Raw genomic sequence first — 19,537 nt, 5'->3', positions numbered from 1 at the left:
TGCGTTGAGCGGGAGGGATCATGCTTGACGACAAGACGTCCGAAGTCGGGGACAAGCCCAAGCCGCGCCACAGCGGCCATCGCGAGCGGCTGCGCGAACGGGCGGCGAAGGGGGGGTTGGGCGCCCTGCCCGACTACGAGCTGCTGGAGCTGCTGCTTTTCCGCAGCGTGCCGTACAAGGACACCAAGCCGCTGGCCAAGGATCTTTTGGCGCGGTTCGGCGGGCTGGAAGGGATCGGAGCGGCCAGCCATGAAGCCGTCGAGGATCAGGTCGCGCGGTCGCTGGGCTATGTCGCCGGAAAGGCGACGCGGGCGGTGGCGCTGGACCTTCAGCTGATCTTCGACGTGACGCGGCGGATCGCGCGCGAGCCGACGGCGAAACGGCCGGTGATCTCGTCCTGGACGGCGCTCTTGGCCTATGTGCGCGTCGCCTTGCAGCACGAGCCGCGCGAGCAGTTCCGGGTGCTTTACCTGGACAAGAAGAACCAGCTGATCCTGGACGAGGTGCAGAACCGGGGCACGGTCGACCATGCGCCGGTCTATCCGCGCGAGGTGGTGCGGCGCGCGCTGGAGCTGTCGGCCAGCGCCCTGATCCTGGTGCACAACCACCCCTCGGGCGACCCGACCCCCAGCCGCGCCGACGTGGAGATGACGAAACAGGTTGTGCAGGCCGGGCGCGCCCTTAATGTCGAGGTGCACGATCATCTGGTCGTCGGCCGCGACGGGGTGGCCAGCCTGAAGCAGCTGGGACTGATGTGAACGACGCCATTCTGACCACCGGGCGGCTGGTGCTGACGCCCGTGGCCGTGACGGACTTCGACGATCTGGCCGGGCTTTGGGCCGACGAAGCCTTCACCCGGCACATCACCGGCCGCGCCATGACAAGCGAGGAGGTCTGGTTCCGGCTGCTGCGCGACCTGGGCCAGTGGAGCGTGGCGGGATACGGCGGCTGGACGATCCGCCTGGCCGACGGCGGCGCCTATGCGGGCAATGTGTCGATCCTGGATCACCGGCGGCTGATCGATCCGCCCCTGACCGATCCCGAACTGGGCTGGGGCCTGGCGCCCGCCTTCCAGAACCGGGGGATCGCCGCCGAGGCGGTGACGGCCGCCCTGGCCTGGGCCGACGCCCGTCTGCCGGCCGCGCGAACCGTGTGCATGATCGCGCCGCGGAACCTCGCCTCGATCCGGCTGGCCGAACGGGTCGGCTATCGCCCCTATGCGCAGGCGCGATACCGGGACGAGGCCGTGCAGCTGTTCGAACGGCCGCGCGCGGCGTAGCCTGCCATTAAGGTTTATAGGGCAGTCTGGCGGCGAAGGTTGCGAGAGTCCGCCATGCCCATGTCCGTCGAAACGCTGCGCCAGCATCTGGCCGACGCCTTTCCCGGCGCCGAGATCGCCATCGAGGATCTGGCCGGCGACGGCGACCACTATCGCGCGCGCATCGTGTCGAGCGCCTTCGCCGGCCTGGCGCGCGTGCGCCAGCACCAGCTGGTCTATGCGGCGCTGAAGGGAAAGATGGGCGGCGAACTGCACGCCCTGGCTCTGGAGACCTCCGCGCCGTCCGAGGCGGGGCAAGGCTGATGCGCTATCGCCCGTTCGGCGTCTCCGGCTCCGCGATCTCGAACCTGACGCTCAGTTTCGGGGCGGAGGCGCTGGCGCGCGGGCGCGAGGCGGGGCTGGACCTGCTGTATTCGGCGCTGGAGGCGGGGATCAACAGCTATCGGCTGGAGACCGCCGATCCGGTGGCCGCCGAGGTGCTGGGCGAGGCCCTGTCGCACGTGGACCGCAAGCTGGTCTATGTCAGCGTCACCCTGGGGACCGGCGAGGCGCGCGACTTCTCCGCCGAAGGGATGACCGCCGCCATCGACCGGGTGCTGCACTTTTCCGGCCTGGGCTGGATCGACATGGCCGTGCTGCACGAGCCGGGCGAGACGGAGCTGGCGCAGGCGTCGCTGGCGGCGCTGAAGGCGCTGAGGAAGACCGGGCGCATCCGCCTGCTGGGCATCGCCGGCGGCGGGCCGGTGATGGACGCCTATGTCTCCACCGGCGCGTTCGACGCCCTGTTGACGCCGTTCGACATCAACGCCGGCTGGCCGATCCGCAACCGCATCCGCTCGGCGCGCGAGCAGGACATGGCCGTCTTCGCCTACGACTTCTACATCGACCGGCGCACGCGCGCGCCCGACGCCCCGGTGTTCAAGAAGGGGCTTTTCGGCCTGGGCGGCGGCAAGCGCCCCCCCGACACGCCCAAGAAGGACGCCTTCGGCTTCCTGTATCGCACGCCCAACTGGACGGCCGAGGCCATCTGCCTGTCCTACGTCCTGACCGATCCGTCGGTGTCCAGCGTGATCGTGACGCCGACCGGCGCGGACCGGCTGGCGGTGCTGGCCGCCGCGCCCGAGCGGGACATGCCGCCAGGTCTGGCCGCCCAGATCGAGATGGCCCGCGTGACGGCCAACGCCGCCTGACCAGGACGGCCGATCGTCGCGCACGCCTTGACCGCGCGCCTCGCGCTCCCTAGCTGACGGGCTTCACGAAAGGCCCTTCCCGTGACCGACACCGCTCAAGCCGATCCCGTCCACGCCTTCATCGGCGACACCGTCGCCCAGCACGACGTGGTGCTGTTCATGAAGGGCACGCCCGACCAGCCGCGCTGCGGCTTCTCGTCCCTGGCGGTGCAGATCCTGGACCATGTCGGCGCGCCCTTCGTGGGCGTGGACGTGTTGCAGGACGAGGCCCTGCGCGAAGGCATCAAGCGCTTCACCGACTGGCCCACCATTCCCCAGCTCTATGTGAAGGGCGAATTCGTCGGCGGCTCGGACATCATCCGCGAGATGTTCCAGGCCGGCGAGCTTCAGGCCCTGATGGCCGAAAAGGGCGTGCCGCTGGACGGCGGGAGTGCGGGCGAGGCCTGATGGCGCGCAAGACCCTGACCCCGCGCGAGGACCGCGAGGTCTTCGTCCTGCCGCTGGAGGTGCGGCCCGAGCACATCGACGCCAACGGTCACGTCAACAACGTCGTCTATGTCGGCTGGCTGCAGGACGCAGGCACAGCCCACTGGAACGCGCGGTTCGACGCGGCGGCGCGGGCGAAATGGTCCTGGGTCGCGACCCGGCACGAGATCGACTATCTGCGCGGCATCGCGCCGGGGGCTCAAGGCGTCGTCGCCCGGACCTGGGTCGGAGAGCCGCAGGGGCCGCGCTTCAACCGCTATGTCCGCATCGAGGACGCCGAGGGCCGCGTCTGCGCCCAGGGCGTCACCGAATGGGTGCTGGTCGACGCCGGGACCCTGAGGCCCCAGCGCATTCCGCCCGAGATGCTGGGCGTGTTCGAGGTGCCTATTTCAGCGGATTGAGGATGCGGGCGGGCGCGCCCGGCTCCAGCCCCAGGTCGCCGTAGGTCCAGCGCAGTTCCACCCCGTCGGGGACCAGGGCCTTGCACAGGTCCGCCTTGGTGCGGCGCAGGGTGATCTCGGCGGGGGTGTTGTCCGCCACCGCCACCTCGAAGTCCGAGGCCTGGGTGCAGCCGTTGGAATCGACGCGCACCACCAGGGCGCCGTCGGCGAAGCGGGCCTCGCGGATGGCCTCGGCCGGCGGGGCGTCGTTGCGGGTGACGGCGACCGAAACGTTCTCGCCCGCCTCGCTGTCGTAGATGACGCAGGCGGACAGCAGCGGCGCGGCCAGGGCCGCCGCCGCCAATCCCTTGACCAGGCCGCGCATCATTGGCCCGCCGGGGCGGTGACGACGCGCGTGGTCGGCTTCTCGGTCGAGACGATGATGCAGCCCGACAGCAGGGGCGCGGCGATGGCGATGGCGAGAGCAAGACGAAGCATTGGTGTTCCCCATTGAAAGCTTGACCCTTTGTGCCAAGCCGCCCGGCCCGGCACACGTGAATAATCGGCAAGCTGGATGAACAATCGGAAAGGCCGGGGTTGAACCCCTTTGTTCCAGCCATAGGTGATGGGCTCCTTCCCCCACGCCGGACGCCTGTCATGAGCCTGTTGTTCTCCCCCCTGACCGTGGGGCCGCTGACGTTGAAGAACCGGGTGGTGATCGCCCCCATGTGCCAGTATTCGGCCGTCGAGGGCGTTCCCCGACCCTGGCACGTCCAGCATCTGGGCCGCCTGGCCATCTCGGGCGCGGCCGCCGTGATCGTGGAGGCGACCGGGGTCGAGGCGGCGGGCCGGATCACGCCTGACGACACCGGCCTGTGGAACGACGCCCAGGAAGCCGCCTTCGCCGCGATCATCCGCGACATCCGCACCTATAGCGACACGCCGATCGGCGTTCAGCTGGGTCATGCGGGACGCAAGGCCTCGACCAGCGCGCCATGGAAGGGCGGGCGCGCGCTGGGCGGCGACGAAGGCGCCTGGGAGACTTTCGCCCCCTCGGCCCTGCCGTTCAAGGCCGACTGGCACACGCCGACCGAGATGACCGAAGCCGACATGGACCGGGTGGCGCGCGCGTTCGAGGACGCGGCGCGGCGCGCCGACCGGGCCGGCTTCGACCTGGTGGAGCTGCACGCCGCCCACGGCTATCTGCTGAGCGAGTTCCTGTCGCCGCTCTCGAACCGGCGGACCGACGCCTATGGCGGCACGGCCGAGAACCGGGCGCGGTTTCCGCTGCGGGTCGCCAAGGCCCTGCGCGACGCCTGGCCGCGGGAGAAGGCGCTCGGCGCACGGTTCAACGGCTCGGACTGGGTCGAGGGCGGGGTGGCGCTGGAGGATGTGACGGCCTTCGGCCAGGCGCTGCACCAGCTGGGCTACGACTATCTGCACCTGACGTCGGGCGGCAATGTCGCGCGCGCCGAGATTCCGGGCGACCAGCCGGGGTATCAGCTGGCCTTCGCCGCGGCCGTGAAGGCGGCGGTTCCAGACGCGACCGTGATGGCCGTGGGCATGATCTTCGACCCCCGGCAGGCCGAGGACATCGTGGCGTCGGGCCAGGCCGACCTGGTCGCCATCGCCCGGGCGGCGCTGGACGACCCGCACTGGGCGCACCACGCCGCCGCGGCCCTGGGCGAGGCCGAAGATCTGCCGCCCCAGTACGCACGCGCCGGCAAGTCGACCTGGCCGGGATACGGTCGCGGCGCCCAGCGCCGCGCTTGATCCGTCAGGCGGCGGCCGCGAGCTTCGCCGGGTCGGCGTCCCACAGGATGCGGGCGGCGGGCTGGATTTCGGCGTCCGCCGTCCTCTGAGGGCGGCCCAGCAAATAGCCCTGGACTTCGTCGCAGCCCTGATCGCGCAGGAAACTGAGTTGGTCCAGCGTCTCCACCCCCTCGGCCAGGACCGGGATGTGCAGGCTTTCGCCCAGGGCCAGGACGGCGCGGATGATGGCGGCGGATTCCGGCCCGCCGTCCAGCTCGGACATGAAGGAGCGGTCCAACTTGATCTTATCGAACGGAAAGGCCCGCAGGGTCGACAGCGAGGAATAGCCGGTGCCGAAGTCGTCCATCGCGATGGAGACGCCCAGCAGCTTCAGCTGACGCAGCACATGGGTCGTGCGATCCATGTCGGTGATCATGGCCGTCTCGGTGATCTCCAGCTCCAGCCGCGAGGGCGGCAGGCCGGTCTCGACCAGGACCTGGTGCACCAGGCGCGGCAGGTCGACGTGGCCCAGTTGGACCGGCGACAGATTGACCGCGATCTTGTACGGCTCGGCCCAGCCGGCGGCCTCGGCGCAGGCGGAGCGCAGGACCCACTCCCCGATCGGCAGAATCAGGCCGTTCTCCTCGGCCAGGGGAATGAAGTCGGCCGGCGAGATGAAGGTCCCGTCCGGCTGGATCCAGCGCAGCAGAACCTCGTAGCCGGTGATGACGCCGGTATCGACGGCCGCCTGGATCTGCCAGTTCAGGCTGAACTGACCCTGCTCCAGGGCCTCGCGCATCTGCTGGGCCATGCGACGGCGGTTGCGCACCGCCTCGTCCATCTCCTCCTCGTAGAAGCAGACGTCTGTGGCCAGCGAACTCTTGGCCCGGTACATGGCCAGATCCGCATCGTTGATCAGGGCCGAGACATTGTCGGCGTCGTCGGGCCAGACGGCGACCCCGACGCTGAGGCCGCACGAAACCTCGGCATGCTCCAGCGTGACCGGGGCCGTGACGGCGGACCGCAGACGATCCACCAGGCCAAGGGCGCCCTCGCGTTCGTCCACCGTGACGACGGCGACGAATTCGTCCCCGCCCAGCCGGGCCACGAACTCGCCAGGCCTCAGAACGGCGCGCATCCGCTCGGCGATATGGATCAGCAACTGGTCGCCGGCGGCGTGGCCGTGAACGTCGTTGACCTCCTTGAACCGATCCAGGTCCATCGCCAGCAAGGCGACCTTGGCTTCGCCCAGCGGAGCGGCGGTCTGGCGCGTCAGCCATTCCAGGAAGGACGACCGATTGGGCAGGCCCGTCAGGCTGTCGTTGCGCGCCAGATGGGCGATGCGGCGTTCCTGGGCCAAACGGGTGCGCAGGTCGCGCACGGCGTAGATCATCAGATCGGTCTGGACCACGCCGCCGCCGTCGCGGCGCACGGCGATCTCGACCGGAATCTCCAGCCCCCCCAGGCCGGTCAGCCGCGATTGCAGCAGGGAGCCGACTTGAAGATGGGCGGCGTCCGTCATCCAGCGGGCCAGGGGTTCGCCCACCAGTGCGCCGTGCTCGACCCCGACCAGATCGGCGAAGGCCGCGTTGGCGGCCAGGATAACCCCATCCTGTTCGACCACCATGCCGTCGACGCTGCTTTCCAGCAGATGCTCCAGACGGGCCTTGGCCTGGATGCGGAACTGCATGTCCAGGACATAGGTGGCGACGCCGGTGCCCAGCATCATCAGGCCGACGGCGGCGACCGCGAAGGCCAGGACGACATTGGCGCTGTCGGCGCCGACGTGATCGGCCGCGCTCCCCAGGGGGATCACCGTCATGGCGGCCATGCCGGTGAAATGCAGCGCCACGATGCCCAGAACCATCAGGACGACCGGCGCAGCCTTGCCGGAGCGACGGGCCCGGTTGAAGGCCAGGCCGCCGAAGACGACGGCGCCGACGATGGAGGCCGCGACATAAGCCGGCGACCAATGGATGACCGCATCGGTCGCGAATCCGGCCATGCCGGTGTAGTGCATCGCCACCACCGTCAGGCCGAACAGGACGCCGCCCAGCTCGGCGGACCACCGCATAGCCCGCGAAGCGGCCCACAGGGCCAGGCCGCTGCCGGCCATGGCGACGCCCAGGGAGAGGCCCGTCAGCAGGGGTTCGTAGCTGATATCCGTTCCCGGCTGATAGGCGATCATGGCCACAAAATGGGTGCACCAGATCGTCGCCCCCGTGGCCACGGCGCCCATGAAGGACCAAGCCAGGCGCGTACCCTTTTCGGCCGCGCCAAGGCGGCGAAACAGCCTGAAGGTGATGACGGAGCCGATAAGGCAGAGGACGGCGGCGAGCCCGACCAGCCAGAGGTTATGGTCGTCGGTCAGGCAGGTGAAGAAACGCATGAAGGCCACAAAACCGGAAGGAAACAGCCTGGTCGGATAGCTGACGAACTTTAACCAGACGCGCCCTAACAGGCTTAACGAAACCCTAGGCGCTCAGGATCGCGGCAGTTGGTAGGGGTTGTTGACGCTGACCGGCGCGCCGGGCGTCAGGCCCAGTTCCTGGAACGACCACTTCAGCTCCACGCCCTGCTCCAGGTCCTGGCGGCATTTGTCCTCGTCGATGCGGCGCAGGGTGATGACCGCCTGGCCGTTCTGAAGACTGACGATGGGGATCAGGTCGTCCTTCTTGGTGCAGCCGTTCGATGAGACCCAGAAGATGGCCTCGTTGTTGGTGAAGGTCGCGGCGTGGATCGATTCCAGCTGGCCCGGCATGCCGCGCGTGGAGACGGTCGGCTCGGACGTGGCGCAGCCGGACAGGGCCGCGGCGCAAGCCAGGGCGACGATGGCGAAACGTTCGACGATGGAGCCGTTCAACCGACGACCTCCCCAGATCTCCAAGCCCTGTTGGACCGAGAGTGCCCCTGTTCGCCGGCGAAGGGAACAGGGTGAAAGACGAAAGGGCCCCGGACATGTCCAGGGCCCTTCCAACCGGCTTTCAAGAAGCCGATTACGAAGCGTAGTATTCGACGACCAGGTTCGGTTCCATCTTCACGGCGTACGGAACGTCCGTCAGTTCCGGCACGCGGACGTAGCGGACCGAGAACGAACGATCCGACAGTTCCAGATAGTCCGGCACGTCGCGTTCCGACGACTGCTGGGCTTCCAGCACCAGGGCCATGTTGCGCGACTTTTCCTTCACGGTGACGACGTCGTCCGGCTTCACGCGATAGGAGGCGATGTCGACCTTCTTGCCGTTGACCAGCACGTGGCCGTGGCTGACGAACTGGCGGGCGGCCCAGACGGTGGGCACGAACTTGGCGCGGTAGACGATGGCGTCCAGACGCGATTCCAACAGGCCGATCAGGTTTTCCGAGGTGTTGCCCTTGCGGCGGGCGGCCTCGTCATAGGTCTTGGCGAACTGCTTTTCGGTGATGTTGCCGTAATAGCCCTTCAGCTTCTGCTTGGCCTTGAGCTGCAGGCCGAAGTCGGAAACCTTGGACTTGCGGCGCTGGCCGTGCTGGCCGGGACCGTAGGAGCGCTTGTTGACCGGCGACTTGGCGCGGCCCCACAGGTTTTCACCCATGGCCCGGTCGATCTTGTACTTGGCGCTGTGGCGCTTGGACATTCTGTTCTCTTTTCGACGATGCGGCCCGGCATCCCCTGGATTGGGAATGCGATCTCAACGGCGGTCCACGCATCTTCCGTCATGCCGCGCCCGGCCGGCGGACCGTCAGGCGTGGAAGGCGGCGCTTATGGCCAGACGCGACGCCGGAGTCAAGGCGCGCGGCCCGTTAAGCACGATGGGATGGAACGAAGGCCGCGCCGCGTCCTTCTTTCAATCGACACAACCAACCCCTGGCATCTGGACAAGGAGGAGTGGAATGCATCGCGAAGACAAAAGCTTTCAGACCGGCCTGTCCGACCAGGGCTTCGAGACGCTGAAGCGCCGGCTGGTCGATCTGGTCGAACCGCTGACCGACGGCCAGCTGCTGGAGCTGGCCGACGGCATCCACGAAATGCTGCGCCAGCGTCGCAGCGTTCGTCGGCGCCACGCCGAACGGATGCAGGATCGCCTGCCGCCCGGCGTGGACCTGCGCGTCTGATCCCTAGTTCGCGGCGGACCGCGTGGATTGGGCTTCCGAGATGAACATGGCCCGGCCCTCGCGCGTCTGAATCTTGCCCAGGCCCGGGAAGGGGAAATGGTAGGCGTAGATGTGGGCGCCCGAGTTGCGCAACGCCGTCACCTCGTCCAGCCGCGCCTTCTCGCCGGCCGCCTGATGGTCGTCGTAGCCGACGCGCCAGTCGGGATGTTCGACCGACAGGATCCAGTGGTGCATCAGGTCGCCGGTGTAGAGCAGCTGGTTCTGGCCGTCCGCGATCAGATAGGCGACATGGCCCGGCGTGTGGCCGGCGGTGTCCTGGGCCGTCACGCCTGGCGCGACCTCTCCGCCCGGCTGGAAGGCCTGGACCTTGGGCGTCGCGATCCGCACCAGATCGGCCATTTCGGGCTTGGCGCGGATGGAGGCCCACTCGGCCTGGGACATCCGAATGGCGGCGTTGGGGAAGGCCAGGCGCCCGTTGGCGACCAGGCCGCCGATATGATCGGGATGGCCGTGCGAGATCAGCACGTCGGTGACGGCGGCCGGATCGACCCCGGCGGCCCGGAGGCTCTGCATCAGCTGGCCCTCGCCCCCGCCCAGGCCGGTGTCGAACAGCATCGTCCGGTCGCCGTTGCGAACCAGCAGCGGATGGATCTCCAGCATGATCGGATCGGCGGGCTGGCCGGCGGCGGTCAGGGGGGCCGCGACCGCCTGGGGCGTCAGGCCGACGCCGAACACCTTGTTGTCGTTCGGCACGGGGTTCTGTCCGTCGAACAGGGCGATGGCGTCCAGGGCGCCGATCTTGAAGCGATAGACCGGCTTCTCGGCCGGGGCGGCGACCGTCTGGGTCGGGTTGGGCGGGGCCGGTTCGCCCGATTTCCGCTGTTCCGCCGGCTGGCAGGCCGCAAGCGCCAGGCTGGCCAGGGCCGCGCCGGTCATCGTCATCCGCATCTGATCGTCTCCGTTTTGCAGCAGTGGAATCGAAAACGCCCGCCGGAGGTTCCGGCGGGCGCGGTGTCTCTCTCGATCTCGACCCGGCCTTATTTGGCGGCGGCGTAGAGTTCGTTGACCTTGTTCCAGTTCACCACCGACCAGAAGGCCTTCAGGTAATCGACCCGGCGGTTCTGGTACTTCAGATAATAGGCGTGCTCCCAGACGTCGGCGGCCAGGAGGACGGCGCCCTTCTCGTCGGCCACGTCCATCAGCGGATTGTCCTGGTTCGGGGTCGAAGTGACCTTCAGCTTGCCGTCCTGAAGGATCAGCCAGGCCCAGCCCGAGCCGAACTGACCGGCGCCGGCGGCGTCGAAGTCGGCCTTGAACTTGTCCAGCCCGCCCAGGTCGCTGTCGATGGCGGCCAGCAGTTCGGCCGAGGGCTCGCCGGCCTGGTCGGCGGGGGCCAGCAGCTCCCAGAACAGGCTGTGGTTCCAGTGGCCGCCGCCGTTGTTGCGCACGGCCTTGGGCGCCTTGGAGATGTCGGCGAAGAGGTCTTCAAGCGACTTGCCCTGCAGCGAGGGGTCGGCGTCGATGGCCTTGTTCAGATTGTCGACATAGGTCTGGTGATGCTTGTCGTGGTGGAAGGTCATCGTCTCCTTGTCGATGGCCGGCTCCAGCGCGTCATAGGCGTAGGGCAGCGGGGGCAGGGTGAAGGCCATGTCAGTCTCCTGAAGACGGGTTTGTTCCTGAACCCCATTTAGGGGCTATGGCGTCTGACCCAAGCGATTTCATCGCGTTTTTGTTCAGCTTGGCCATTTGCATTGGCCCACAACGCGCGCGATTGTCCAACCGTCAATCGGAGGCTGTCATGTCGCGTATCGGATTTATCGCCATGCTGGCGCTGGCCGTTTCAGCAAGCGGTTGCGCTGGCTTAAAGGCGCTGGACAACGCGGCGGCGGATATGGCGAGTCAAACGCCGACCTGCACCCAAGATCCTGCGATCGGCGCGGACAACTATGGCGGCAAGACCTGCCGCGTCAGTCATACGGTTTGGTCTTCAACGACGACGACCGTCGAGGAGACTGGCAAGGCGACCGTGACGATCCGCACTGTCACGACGCCGTCGGGCACCGCCACCGAGATCGTGCCGACGCCCTGACAAGATCAAGTTAGGCGGCTGGCAAGTTCGCCTTCAGGCAATCGCGAACGGCCCGCTTCACATCGCCCGGCGCATTGGGCTCGTCCACGCCCTCGGCCGCGAAGACGGCGCGCACGGCGGCGTCCAGCCCCTTGGGCAGGGCCTCGACCACCCGCTTCTGACCCTTTTCATGCAGACAAAAGCCCACCTCGCGGCACAGGGCGGAAAACATCGGTTCGTAGGGATCGGAAGCGCTCATGCCGGCCCTGTAGCACCGCTGAGGGCTCAGGTCTTCAAACGTTCGGCGTGAAAGGCGATGTGGTCGGCGATGAAGCTGGCCATGAAGAAATAGGAGTGGTCGTAGCCGGGCTGCATCCGCAGGGTGATCGTCTGGCCTGCGGCGTCGGCGGCGGCCTGCAACAGTTCAGGCTTCAACTGGTCGGTCAGGAAGCTGTCGGCGTCGCCCTGGTCGATCAGGATGTCGTCATACACGCCGCGCGCGGCGCCCGAGGCCAGCAGCAGCGCGGCGTCGTGTTCGGCCCATGCGGCCCGGTCCGGGCCAAGATAGGCGGCGAACGCCTTTTCGCCCCACGGACAGCGGGTCGGCGAACCGATCGGGGCGAAGGCGGAGACGGACTTGAACAGATCGGGGTGGCGCAGCGCCAGGGTCAGGGCGCCGTGTCCGCCCATCGAATGGCCCGAGACGGCGCGGGCGCCGGTGGTCGGGAACGCCGCGTCGATCAGGGCGATCAACTCGTCCGCGACATAGGATTCCATGCGGAAATGCGGCGCCCAGGGCTGTTCCGTCGCATCGACATAGAAGCCGGCGCCCTGGCCGAGATCATAGGCGGGATCGTCGGCGACGCCTTCTCCGCGCGGCGAGGTGTCGGGCGCTGCGACGACGAGGCCATGCTCGGCGGCGGCCCGGTAGGCGCCGGCCTTGGTGGTGAAATTGTCCTCGGTGCAGGTCAGGCCCGACAGCCAGATCAGCACGGGAAACGGCCCCTCTCCGGGCGGCGTAAACACCGACAGGGTCATGGGCGTGCCGGTCACGGCGCTGTCGTGCTTCAGATAGCGCAGGGTTCCGCCGTGGACGACGTGGGTCTTGGTGGTTTGAAGGGTCATGTATTCTTGCCGATCAGAAGGGTCTCGACGCCAATCTCGCGGCTCTTTTCGGCCAGGCGTCGATCAGCCGTCACCAAGGGCGCATCGCCGCCACGCGCCAAGACAAGATAGAGGCAGTCGTAAACAGGGTGGTCGATTCCACCCGAAAGCCTTTGCGCCCGCTCAAGCAAGCGTTCATCGGGGACGAGGTCCATCACATCTTCGAGGACGGCCACGCCCTCCACAGCGGCGTCCAGCGGCACAGCCCCAAGCCGCACATATTTCCACAGGGCATTGGCCACCTCGGTCTGGATCAGACGAGGCGCAGACGCCTCATAACGTTCGCGTGCGGCCAAGGCCGGCGGAGCCAGACGATCGTCCGTAACCAGCCATTTGACCGCAACGCTGGCGTCGAAGACGGCGATGGTCATCGATCCCGATCTTCGCGGATCATCGCCGTCGTATCCAGGACCACGCCGCGCGTACTCTCGCGGATACGCGCGGCCGCCCGCTCGAACCGCTCCTCGGCGAGTTGAACCTCGCGCGCCGCCATGTCCCTGAACTTCTGCTCCAGGGAAATGTTCTGCGCCTTCGCCATCACCTTGAGACGGGCGACGATTCGGTCGTCGAGATCACGGACGAGAACCTGGGCCATGCCGAATGATAGCACAGCGCTATCATTAGACCAATAGACTATCCCGCCCGATGCATGGCGCAGATCTTGTTGCCCGAGGGGTCGCGCAGATAGGCCAGGATCATGGGGCCGAACGGACCCTGGCGCTCGCCCGGCGGGTCTTCGATGGCGCGGCCGCCGGCGGCGACGCCGGCGTCGTGGAAGGCCTGGACCATTTCGGGCGTCTTGGCGTGAAAGCCGATTGTGCCGCCGTTGGCGTGGCAGGCGGGTTCGCCGTCGATGGGCGCGCCGACGGCGAAGGCGCCCAGGCGGGTGCGCCACCAATATCGCCCTAGAGGATCAGGTCCCGAAGCAGGCTCCACGCCCAGCGCACCCAGAGCCGCATCATCAGAATTTGCGCGACGCCTCGATATCGTTGGCGCCGACGACGACGTGGGTGAACATGGCCATCCTCCTTGTGAGGCGGACACGATAGCCATGTCAGTTTTCTTTGGCAACGAACCGTTAGAACACTACAACCGAACGGATGCTTTCGCCCGCGTGCATCAGGTCGAAGGCCTGGTTGATGTCTTCCAGGCCGAAGGTGTGGGTGATCATCGGGTCGATCTCGATCTTGCCGTCCATGTACCAGTCGACGATCTTGGGCGTGTCGGTACGGCCGCGCGCGCCGCCGAAGGCCGAGCCGCGCCAGACGCGGCCCGTGACCAGCTGGAACGGGCGGGTGGCGATCTCCTTGCCGGATTCGGCCACGCCGATGACCACGCTCTCGCCCCAGCCGCGGTGGCAGGCCTCCAGCGCCTGGCGCATGACGACGGTGTTGCCGGTGCAGTCGAAGGTGTAGTCCGCGCCGCCGCCGGTCAGCTCGACCAGATGGGCCACCACGTCCGACACGCCCTTGGGGTTGACGAAATGGGTCATGCCGAAGCGGCGGCCCCACTCCTCCTTGTCGCCATTGATGTCCACGCCGACGATCATGTCGGCGCCGACCATCTTCAGCCCCTGGATGACGTTCAGGCCGATGCCGCCCAGGCCGAAGACGACGCAGTTGGCGCCCGGCTCCACCTTGGCCGTGTTGACCACGGCGCCGACGCCCGTGGTCACGCCGCAGCCGACGTAGCAGGCCTTGTCGAACGGCGCGTCCTTCCTGATCCTGGCCACCGCGATCTCGGGCAGGACGGTGAAGTTCGAGAAGGTGGAGCAGCCCATATAGTGGGCGATGGCCTGACCCTTGTAGCTGAAGCGGCTGGTGCCGTCAGGCATGACGCCCTTGCCCTGGGTGCCGCGAATGGCGGTGCACAGGTTGGTCTTGCGCGACAGGCACGACTTACATTGGCGGCATTCCGGCGTGTACAGCGGGATGACGTGATCGCCGACCGCGACCGAGGTCACGCCCGGCCCGACCTCGACCACCACGCCCGCGCCCTCGTGCCCCAGGATCGAGGGGAAGAGGCCCTCGCTGTCCAGGCCGTCCAGCGTATAGGCGTCGGTGTGGCAGACGCCGGTGGCCTTGATCTCGATCAGCACCTCGCCGGCGCGCGGCCCGTCCAGATCGACCTCGACGATCTCCAGCGGCTTCTTGGCCTCGAAAGCGACGGCGGCGCGGGTTTTCATGGCGGGGGCTCCTGAACGATTCCATCCCCTTCTAGGGCAGGCGCAGGATGGTATGAAGCCGTCATGTCACACAGAAACCTCGTCGTCCTGACCGGCGCCGGCATATCGGCCGAGAGCGGCGTGCCGACGTTTCGGGCGTCGGACGGGCTTTGGTGCGGGCGCCGCGTCGAGGATGTGGCGACGCCGGAGGGCTATGCGGCCGATCCGGCCCTGGTTCAGGACTTCTACAATCAGCGGCGGCGGCAGTTGGCCGAGGTCCAACCCAACGCCGCGCACCGGGCTCTGGCCGAGCTGGCGGCGCGGTGGGCGGGCGGTTTCCTGCTGGTGACGCAGAACGTCGACGATCTGCACGACCGGGCGCATGAAGAGACGCCGCCGGCCGCCGGCTTCGAACTGATCCACATGCACGGCGAGTTGCTGAAGGCGCGCTGCACCCGGTCGGGCGTGGTGACGGGCTGGGCGGGCGACATGACAGCGGATCAGCCGTCGCCCCACCACCCAGACGGCGTCATGCGGCCGCACATCGTCTGGTTCGGGGAGACGCCGCTGCAGATGGAGCGGATCCAGAGGGCTCTGGCGGCCTGCGATCTGTTCGTGTCGATCGGCACGTCGGGCGCGGTCTATCCGGCGGCGGGGTTCGTCCAGGCGGCGCGCCATTCGGGGGCGCGGACGGTGGAGATCAATCTGCAGCCGACGTCGGGCGCGCGCCTGTTCGACGAAGGCGCGTATGGGCCGGCGACCGAAGCCGTGCCGGCGTTCTTCGATACGCTGTAGTCACGAAAACGGCGGCCGCTGCGAAGCGGCCGCCGTTCCAGCCTTCGACGTCGTGGCGATCAGGCCAGGACGACGATGGTCACGCGGCGGTTCTGGGACCGGCCTTCGGGCGTGTCGTTCGAGGCCACCGGCTGTTCCTGGCCGTAGGAGATGGTCGCCATCCGGTTCAGGGCGACGCCCTGGCGGTTCAGGAAGCGACGCACGGCCTCGGCCCGCTGCTGGCCCAGCTCGTCGTTGTGCTGGGGCGTGCCGGTCGAGTCGGTATAGCCCTGGATTTCCAGATAGACGTTGCGGTTCTCGCTTCGCAGGCGCTGGGCGAACTGGGCCAGGCGTTGCTCGGCCTCGGGCGACAGGGCCGCCGCGTCCGTGGGGAATTTCACGGAATCGTCGGACAGCACGACCTGATAGAGGAACTTGCCCTCGGCCAGCTTGTGGGCGTCGTTGGCCCGCTGCAGAGCCTGAGCCGCCGTGCCTTCGACGCCGGTCACGCGGTTGTCGACGACTTGGACCTGATCGCGCACAAAACGATGGCTGGCGCAGCCGCTGGCCGCCAGGCCGAGGGCGATGAGGGCGCCGCCGACGACCGCCGTCCTGAGTTTCGATCTGCTCAAGTTCTGTCTCCTTCTAGCCGGGGGCGCCACGCCCAGTTTCATGCGCCGGATGAAAATGGCGCAGGCTGAAAGGCGGAGTAATGGCGCGTGTTGGGCGGGAAGATGTCAGCTTGACCATAGGGGAAATCGCCGAATCCGCGGATTTTCGTCAGGTCTTGGAACCGCCGGGCGAGATGCGGCGTTGGTCCGCCGACGCCTGGGCCGGAGGGCGGCCCGCCTGATCTCGACGAAATCCGAGACGTTCTCCGGTTGTCTTTCCGATACGCCTCTTTCCTGACGCGCCTGGATGTTTTCAACGGGCCGTCGTGATTTTTTACAGGCGTTTCGTCGCCATGACCATGCGAACGGGGCGGCGCCCCTCATCACGGATCGGCGATTGAGGGCGCCGCGCGCACGGCGATGGGCCTTGGCGGCGACCCCGATCCTGGCGGCGCATCTGGGGCTGGCGCTGCTGATGACCGCGCGCGTGACGCCGACCCCGGACGACCTCTCCCCGCCCGTCGTCAGGGTGGAGCTGGTCGCGCCGACGCCGCCCCCGCCGCCTCCCCCGGCCAGGATCATCGCTCCCGACCCGTCGCCCGAGCCGGACGCGCCGGCCGCCGCCGTCTCCGCGGCGACGCCCGCTCCCGCACCCCAGCGTCGTCCGCCCGCGGCGGCGGCGGCGCGGCCGCGACCGACCCTGTCCAAACGCCCGCCCGAGGTCGAGCCGCTGCGCGTGGCCCCCGCTCCGCCCGGCCCGGCCCTGCCCCTGCTGGGACCGGCCGAGATCGCCGGGGCCATGACGGTCGGCGCCGGGCCGGGCGGCGGGGGCGGTCCTGGCGGGGGCGGCGGATCGGGCGGGATCGGCGCGGGCCCCGGTTCGGGCGGCGGCTCCTGCGACATGGTCCGCTGGGTCCAGGACGCGGTGCGCGACGACCCGGCGGTGCGTCGCGCCGTGATCGAGGCCGCCCAGGACATGAACGCCTCGGGCCGCGCGATCCTGGTGTGGAACGGCGACTGGCTGCAGAGCCGCAACCAGTCGGGCAAGGGTCTGGCCGGCGTTCGCCAGGCCATCGCCTTGGAGGTCGCCTTCGCCCCGGCCGAATGCAAGGCCCAGCGCATGACCGGCCTGGCGGTGCTGAAGCTGGAGGACCGACCCGGCGGGGCGCAGCTGGCCCTGGGCAAGAGCAGTTGGAAATGGTTGGACTTGCTGGGGGCGGGATGAGCCGACGCCTCGCCGTTCGTACGAACCGCTCACGCCTTGCTCACTCGCACCTCTCGCTCACCCTTCGCCTCAGGCCCTCGGCCCGAGCAGGATGATCCCCGCGCCGACGATACAGACCAGACCGCCCAGCACATCCCACCGATCCGGCGCCGTCTTCTCGATCAGGGCCATCCAGACCAGGGAGGCGCAGATATAGACCCCGCCATAGGCCGCGAAGGCCCGGCCCGCCGCCGCGCTGGGGACCAGGGTCAGCAGCCAGGCGAAGGCGATCAGGCACAGGACGCCCGGCGCCAGCCACAGCGGCGAGCGATCCAGCTTCAGCCAAGCCCAGAAGGCGAAACAGCCGCCGATCTCGGCCAGGGCGGCCAGGGGGTAGATCAGGATGGACTTCATAATCAGCGCCCGATTACTCCTTGGCCTTCGCCGCGCGTTCGGCCGCCATCTTGGCCAGCACCCGGCCGCGGCCGCGCGACAGGGCGTGGATGGCGCCGCGCAGGGTGGCGACCTCCTGCTCCGAAAAGGCGGCGCGGCCCAGCATGACGCGCAGGTTCTGGCTCATGGAGCGCTTCTTCTCGGGCGGGAAGAAGAAGCCGCCGTTCTCCAGTTCCTGCTCCAGGTGTTCGTACAGACCGATCAGCAGCGCGTTCGACGCGGGCGGCTCGGTGTCGCGGAAGCGCGGCGGCGGGGCGTCCAGGATCAGGGTGCGCCATTCATAGGCGTTGATCGCCACCGCCTGGGCCAGGTTCAGCGAATGGTGTTTCGGGTCGATCGGAATGGTGACGATGCCGGCGCACAGGGCGATGTCGGTCGTCTCCAGCCCGGCCCGCTCGCCGCCGAACAGCAGGCCGGTCTTCAGGCCCGAGGCGGTGTCGTCATAGAGGACGCGGCCGGCTTCGCGCGGGGTGCGGACCGGCTGGCGCGTCTCGCGCGGGCGGGCGGTGGTGGCGAAGACGGTGTTCAGGTCGGAGATGGCCTCGGCCACGGTCGAGAACACCCGCACCCCGTCCAGCACCCAGTCGGCGCCCGAGGCCGTGGCCCAGGCCCGCTCCTGGGGCCAGCCGTCGCGCGGGCTGACCAGGCGCAGGTCCGACAGGCCGAAGTTGGCCATCACCCGCGCCACGGCGCCGATGTTCTCGGCCATCTGCGACTTGTCGAGGATGACGGCGGGGGGGATCAGGTCGGGCATCGGCGCTGCTATAGGCGAGGCGTGCTAGTGAGCAAGAGGTGAGCCGAGGCGTCGATACGCGCACGACCCGCTCACCCCTCGCTCACTAGCACTATTCACCCCCACCGCTCACCAAAGCCGAAATCAGTCCTCGCCCACCATGGCGATCCAGGGGTCGGCGGTTCCGGCCTCGACCTCGGCGACCTTGACGGCGGGCCAGCCGATGGAGGCGCTGGCCGAGGCGGTCCAGGCGGCGACGATGAAGTCGCGCAGCTCGGCCGCGCCCGCCGCCAGCCGTTCGTTGACGAAGGCCGCGCCGCGCGGGTCGCTGTCACGGAACCCCCCGGCCTTTTCCAACCGATAGAAGGGGATCACCGCACCCAGCGTCGTCTTCAGATAGGCGATGGTGCGCGCCTTGGGATCGAAGCCGTCCAGCTGGGCGGCAGGCATGGCGGCCTCGACGGCGTCCAGACGGGCGACGCGGCCGGTGAACTCGCCCTCGAACAGGGCGTGGGTCTGGCGCGAGTTGGTGAAGCCTTCCGGGTTCGGGAAGTCGCCCCAGCCGTTGTAGTGGATGCTGGCGTGGTGCGGCTGCGATCCGTCGCCGACATAGTGGCCCATGACGCCGATGTCGCGCAGGATCAGGGCCTCGCGGCGAAGCCGGTCGGCGCGGTACCAGGCCTGGCGCTCCATATTGGTCTCGCGCTTCTCGGCGGCGTTCAGCACGCGCCAATAGGCGAAGTCGCGGGCCAGCTGCTGCCAGCCGTCGATCATGGCGTAGGGCAGGTAGCCGGCGTCGTCGACGTCCAGCCCGGCCTTGGTCAGGGCGGCGTCGTATTCGGATTTCAGGCGCGGCAGGTCGTCGATGCTCATGCCGCGCTGGTCGTAGACGCGGCCCTGGTCGTCCAGGTCGATGAAGTGGGCGGTGTCGCGTTCGCGGTCGTGGGGCTGGCCGGCGCCCTTCCAGCGGTCCGGCTCGCGCGCCAGTTCGCCGACGTCGGCGACGGCGTCGGGGGTGCGCAGGAAGCCGGGCAGGTCGTCGGGCAGGGCCCGCATCGCCGCCACCCCGATCAGGCGGTGGCCGGTGTTGCCCCAGGCCGTGACGGTGACGGCGGGCGCGGCGACGGCGAGCGCGGCCAGGGCGGCGATGGCGAGACGTTTCATAAGACTGACCTGAAGGGTGAGAT

The 19,537-nt window shown here is 68.4% G+C and carries 27 protein-coding genes; 11 read left to right on the top strand and 16 right to left on the bottom strand.

Annotated features, from left to right (window positions below; genetic code table 11):
- Nucleotides 1-20: 20 nt before the first annotated feature.
- The 6 genes from radC (at nt 21) to AC0L6G_RS15585 (ending at nt 3,356) form a co-directional block, all read left to right on the top strand.
- On the top strand, nt 21-758 hold the full coding sequence (gene radC, locus AC0L6G_RS15610; protein WP_473252600.1) for a RadC family protein: 738 nt from the start codon (nt 21-23) through the stop codon (nt 756-758).
- Nucleotides 755-1,279, top strand: a complete 525-nt coding sequence (locus AC0L6G_RS15605; protein ID WP_291539004.1) for a GNAT family N-acetyltransferase — start codon at nt 755-757, stop codon at nt 1,277-1,279. Before radC ends, AC0L6G_RS15605 begins: the two co-directional genes overlap by 4 nt.
- A gap of 54 nt (nt 1,280-1,333) precedes the next feature.
- Nucleotides 1,334-1,582, top strand: coding sequence for a BolA family protein (locus AC0L6G_RS15600; RefSeq protein WP_291539002.1), 249 nt, complete (start codon nt 1,334-1,336; stop codon nt 1,580-1,582).
- The gene (locus AC0L6G_RS15595) at nt 1,582-2,469 is read left to right on the top strand and encodes an aldo/keto reductase (RefSeq protein ID WP_293828418.1); all 888 of its coding nucleotides are present in this window, start codon (nt 1,582-1,584) and stop codon (nt 2,467-2,469) included. Before AC0L6G_RS15600 ends, AC0L6G_RS15595 begins: the two co-directional genes overlap by 1 nt.
- Nucleotides 2,470-2,550: 81 nt before the next feature.
- Nucleotides 2,551-2,916: a Grx4 family monothiol glutaredoxin gene (grxD, locus tag AC0L6G_RS15590; protein ID WP_291538998.1), complete on the top strand. Its 366-nt coding sequence runs from the start codon at nt 2,551-2,553 to the stop codon at nt 2,914-2,916.
- The gene (locus AC0L6G_RS15585) at nt 2,916-3,356 is read left to right on the top strand and encodes an acyl-CoA thioesterase (protein ID WP_293828417.1); all 441 of its coding nucleotides are present in this window, start codon (nt 2,916-2,918) and stop codon (nt 3,354-3,356) included. Before grxD ends, AC0L6G_RS15585 begins: the two co-directional genes overlap by 1 nt.
- Here AC0L6G_RS15585 and AC0L6G_RS15580 read toward each other — a convergent pair.
- Complete coding sequence (locus tag AC0L6G_RS15580) at nt 3,340-3,723, bottom strand: hypothetical protein (RefSeq protein ID WP_291538992.1); 384 nt, start codon at nt 3,721-3,723, stop codon at nt 3,340-3,342. The two genes, AC0L6G_RS15585 and AC0L6G_RS15580, sit on opposite strands and share 17 nt — an antisense overlap.
- Nucleotides 3,724-3,992: 269 nt before the next feature.
- Here AC0L6G_RS15580 and AC0L6G_RS15575 point away from each other — a divergent pair, with 269 nt between their 5' ends.
- Nucleotides 3,993-5,108 carry an NADH:flavin oxidoreductase/NADH oxidase gene (locus tag AC0L6G_RS15575; RefSeq protein ID WP_293828415.1) on the top strand — a complete coding sequence of 372 codons (1,116 nt, stop codon included), beginning with the start codon at nt 3,993-3,995 and terminating at the stop codon, nt 5,106-5,108.
- A gap of 4 nt (nt 5,109-5,112) precedes the next feature.
- On the opposite strand, the gene AC0L6G_RS15570 is transcribed toward AC0L6G_RS15575, so the two are convergent.
- The 3 genes from AC0L6G_RS15570 to rpsD all read right to left on the bottom strand — a co-directional run bounded on the left by AC0L6G_RS15570 (nt 5,113) and on the right by rpsD (nt 8,701).
- Nucleotides 5,113-7,476: a bifunctional diguanylate cyclase/phosphodiesterase gene (locus AC0L6G_RS15570; protein WP_293828413.1), complete on the bottom strand. Its 2,364-nt coding sequence runs from the start codon at nt 7,474-7,476 to the stop codon at nt 5,113-5,115.
- Between the two features lie 93 nt (nt 7,477-7,569).
- Nucleotides 7,570-7,950 (bottom strand): hypothetical protein, encoded by a 381-nt coding sequence (locus AC0L6G_RS15565; protein WP_291538985.1) that lies wholly within the window; start codon nt 7,948-7,950, stop codon nt 7,570-7,572.
- A 133-nt stretch (nt 7,951-8,083) separates the two neighbouring features.
- Entirely contained in the window at nt 8,084-8,701 is a 618-nt protein-coding gene (rpsD, locus tag AC0L6G_RS15560; protein WP_293828411.1) for a 30S ribosomal protein S4, read from the bottom strand.
- A gap of 256 nt (nt 8,702-8,957) precedes the next feature.
- Between rpsD and AC0L6G_RS15555 the strand changes: the two genes are divergently transcribed.
- Nucleotides 8,958-9,179 (top strand): hypothetical protein, encoded by a 222-nt coding sequence (locus tag AC0L6G_RS15555; protein ID WP_291538983.1) that lies wholly within the window; start codon nt 8,958-8,960, stop codon nt 9,177-9,179.
- Between the two features lie 3 nt (nt 9,180-9,182).
- Here the strand turns inward: AC0L6G_RS15555 and AC0L6G_RS15550 are convergent, their stop codons facing one another.
- The gene (locus AC0L6G_RS15550; protein WP_473252599.1) at nt 9,183-10,127 is read right to left on the bottom strand and encodes an MBL fold metallo-hydrolase; all 945 of its coding nucleotides are present in this window, start codon (nt 10,125-10,127) and stop codon (nt 9,183-9,185) included.
- A gap of 89 nt (nt 10,128-10,216) precedes the next feature.
- Complete coding sequence (locus tag AC0L6G_RS15545; RefSeq protein WP_291538978.1) at nt 10,217-10,828, bottom strand: superoxide dismutase; 612 nt, start codon at nt 10,826-10,828, stop codon at nt 10,217-10,219.
- Nucleotides 10,829-10,977: 149 nt separating this feature from the next.
- Here AC0L6G_RS15545 and AC0L6G_RS15540 point away from each other — a divergent pair, with 149 nt between their 5' ends.
- Entirely contained in the window at nt 10,978-11,268 is a 291-nt protein-coding gene (locus AC0L6G_RS15540; protein WP_293828690.1) for a hypothetical protein, read from the top strand.
- A gap of 10 nt (nt 11,269-11,278) precedes the next feature.
- On the opposite strand, the gene AC0L6G_RS15535 is transcribed toward AC0L6G_RS15540, so the two are convergent.
- From AC0L6G_RS15535 to AC0L6G_RS15510, 6 genes are all read right to left on the bottom strand, one after another.
- Nucleotides 11,279-11,506, bottom strand: a complete 228-nt coding sequence (locus tag AC0L6G_RS15535; RefSeq protein WP_293828688.1) for a hypothetical protein — start codon at nt 11,504-11,506, stop codon at nt 11,279-11,281.
- A 26-nt stretch (nt 11,507-11,532) separates the two neighbouring features.
- Entirely contained in the window at nt 11,533-12,372 is an 840-nt protein-coding gene (gene fghA / locus AC0L6G_RS15530) for an S-formylglutathione hydrolase (protein WP_293828686.1), read from the bottom strand.
- The gene (locus AC0L6G_RS15525; RefSeq protein WP_293828684.1) at nt 12,369-12,782 is read right to left on the bottom strand and encodes a type II toxin-antitoxin system VapC family toxin; all 414 of its coding nucleotides are present in this window, start codon (nt 12,780-12,782) and stop codon (nt 12,369-12,371) included. Before AC0L6G_RS15525 ends, fghA begins: the two co-directional genes overlap by 4 nt.
- Nucleotides 12,779-13,006, bottom strand: a complete 228-nt coding sequence (locus AC0L6G_RS15520) for a FitA-like ribbon-helix-helix domain-containing protein (RefSeq protein WP_291538969.1) — start codon at nt 13,004-13,006, stop codon at nt 12,779-12,781. Before AC0L6G_RS15520 ends, AC0L6G_RS15525 begins: the two co-directional genes overlap by 4 nt.
- Before the next feature lie 38 nt (nt 13,007-13,044).
- Nucleotides 13,045-13,347 carry a VOC family protein gene (locus tag AC0L6G_RS15515; RefSeq protein ID WP_473252598.1) on the bottom strand — a complete coding sequence of 101 codons (303 nt, stop codon included), beginning with the start codon at nt 13,345-13,347 and terminating at the stop codon, nt 13,045-13,047.
- 142 nt (nt 13,348-13,489) lie between these two features.
- A complete protein-coding gene (locus AC0L6G_RS15510) occupies nt 13,490-14,596 on the bottom strand; it encodes an S-(hydroxymethyl)glutathione dehydrogenase/class III alcohol dehydrogenase (protein ID WP_293828681.1) in 1,107 nt (368 codons plus the stop codon).
- A gap of 63 nt (nt 14,597-14,659) precedes the next feature.
- On the opposite strand from AC0L6G_RS15510, the gene AC0L6G_RS15505 reads away from it, so the two are divergent.
- Entirely contained in the window at nt 14,660-15,370 is a 711-nt protein-coding gene (locus AC0L6G_RS15505) for an NAD-dependent deacylase (RefSeq protein WP_293828680.1), read from the top strand.
- A gap of 59 nt (nt 15,371-15,429) precedes the next feature.
- Here the strand turns inward: AC0L6G_RS15505 and AC0L6G_RS15500 are convergent, their stop codons facing one another.
- Entirely contained in the window at nt 15,430-15,981 is a 552-nt protein-coding gene (locus AC0L6G_RS15500) for an OmpA family protein (RefSeq protein ID WP_291538959.1), read from the bottom strand.
- Nucleotides 15,982-16,387: 406 nt separating this feature from the next.
- Here AC0L6G_RS15500 and AC0L6G_RS15495 point away from each other — a divergent pair, with 406 nt between their 5' ends.
- Nucleotides 16,388-17,185 (top strand): hypothetical protein, encoded by a 798-nt coding sequence (locus tag AC0L6G_RS15495; protein WP_473252597.1) that lies wholly within the window; start codon nt 16,388-16,390, stop codon nt 17,183-17,185.
- 69 nt (nt 17,186-17,254) lie between these two features.
- On the opposite strand, the gene AC0L6G_RS15490 is transcribed toward AC0L6G_RS15495, so the two are convergent.
- The 3 genes from AC0L6G_RS15490 to AC0L6G_RS15480 all read right to left on the bottom strand — a co-directional run bounded on the left by AC0L6G_RS15490 (nt 17,255) and on the right by AC0L6G_RS15480 (nt 19,514).
- Entirely contained in the window at nt 17,255-17,578 is a 324-nt protein-coding gene (locus AC0L6G_RS15490; protein WP_293828857.1) for a YnfA family protein, read from the bottom strand.
- Nucleotides 17,579-17,591: 13 nt separating this feature from the next.
- A complete protein-coding gene (locus tag AC0L6G_RS15485) occupies nt 17,592-18,371 on the bottom strand; it encodes an RNA methyltransferase (RefSeq protein WP_293828855.1) in 780 nt (259 codons plus the stop codon).
- 123 nt (nt 18,372-18,494) lie between these two features.
- Nucleotides 18,495-19,514 (bottom strand): phospholipase C/P1 nuclease family protein, encoded by a 1,020-nt coding sequence (locus AC0L6G_RS15480; protein WP_293828853.1) that lies wholly within the window; start codon nt 19,512-19,514, stop codon nt 18,495-18,497.
- Nucleotides 19,515-19,537 lie beyond the last annotated feature (23 nt).

This window comes from Brevundimonas sp. D3-1P (assembly GCF_055809335.1).
This window is presented reverse-complemented; position numbering and strand designations above follow the sequence as displayed.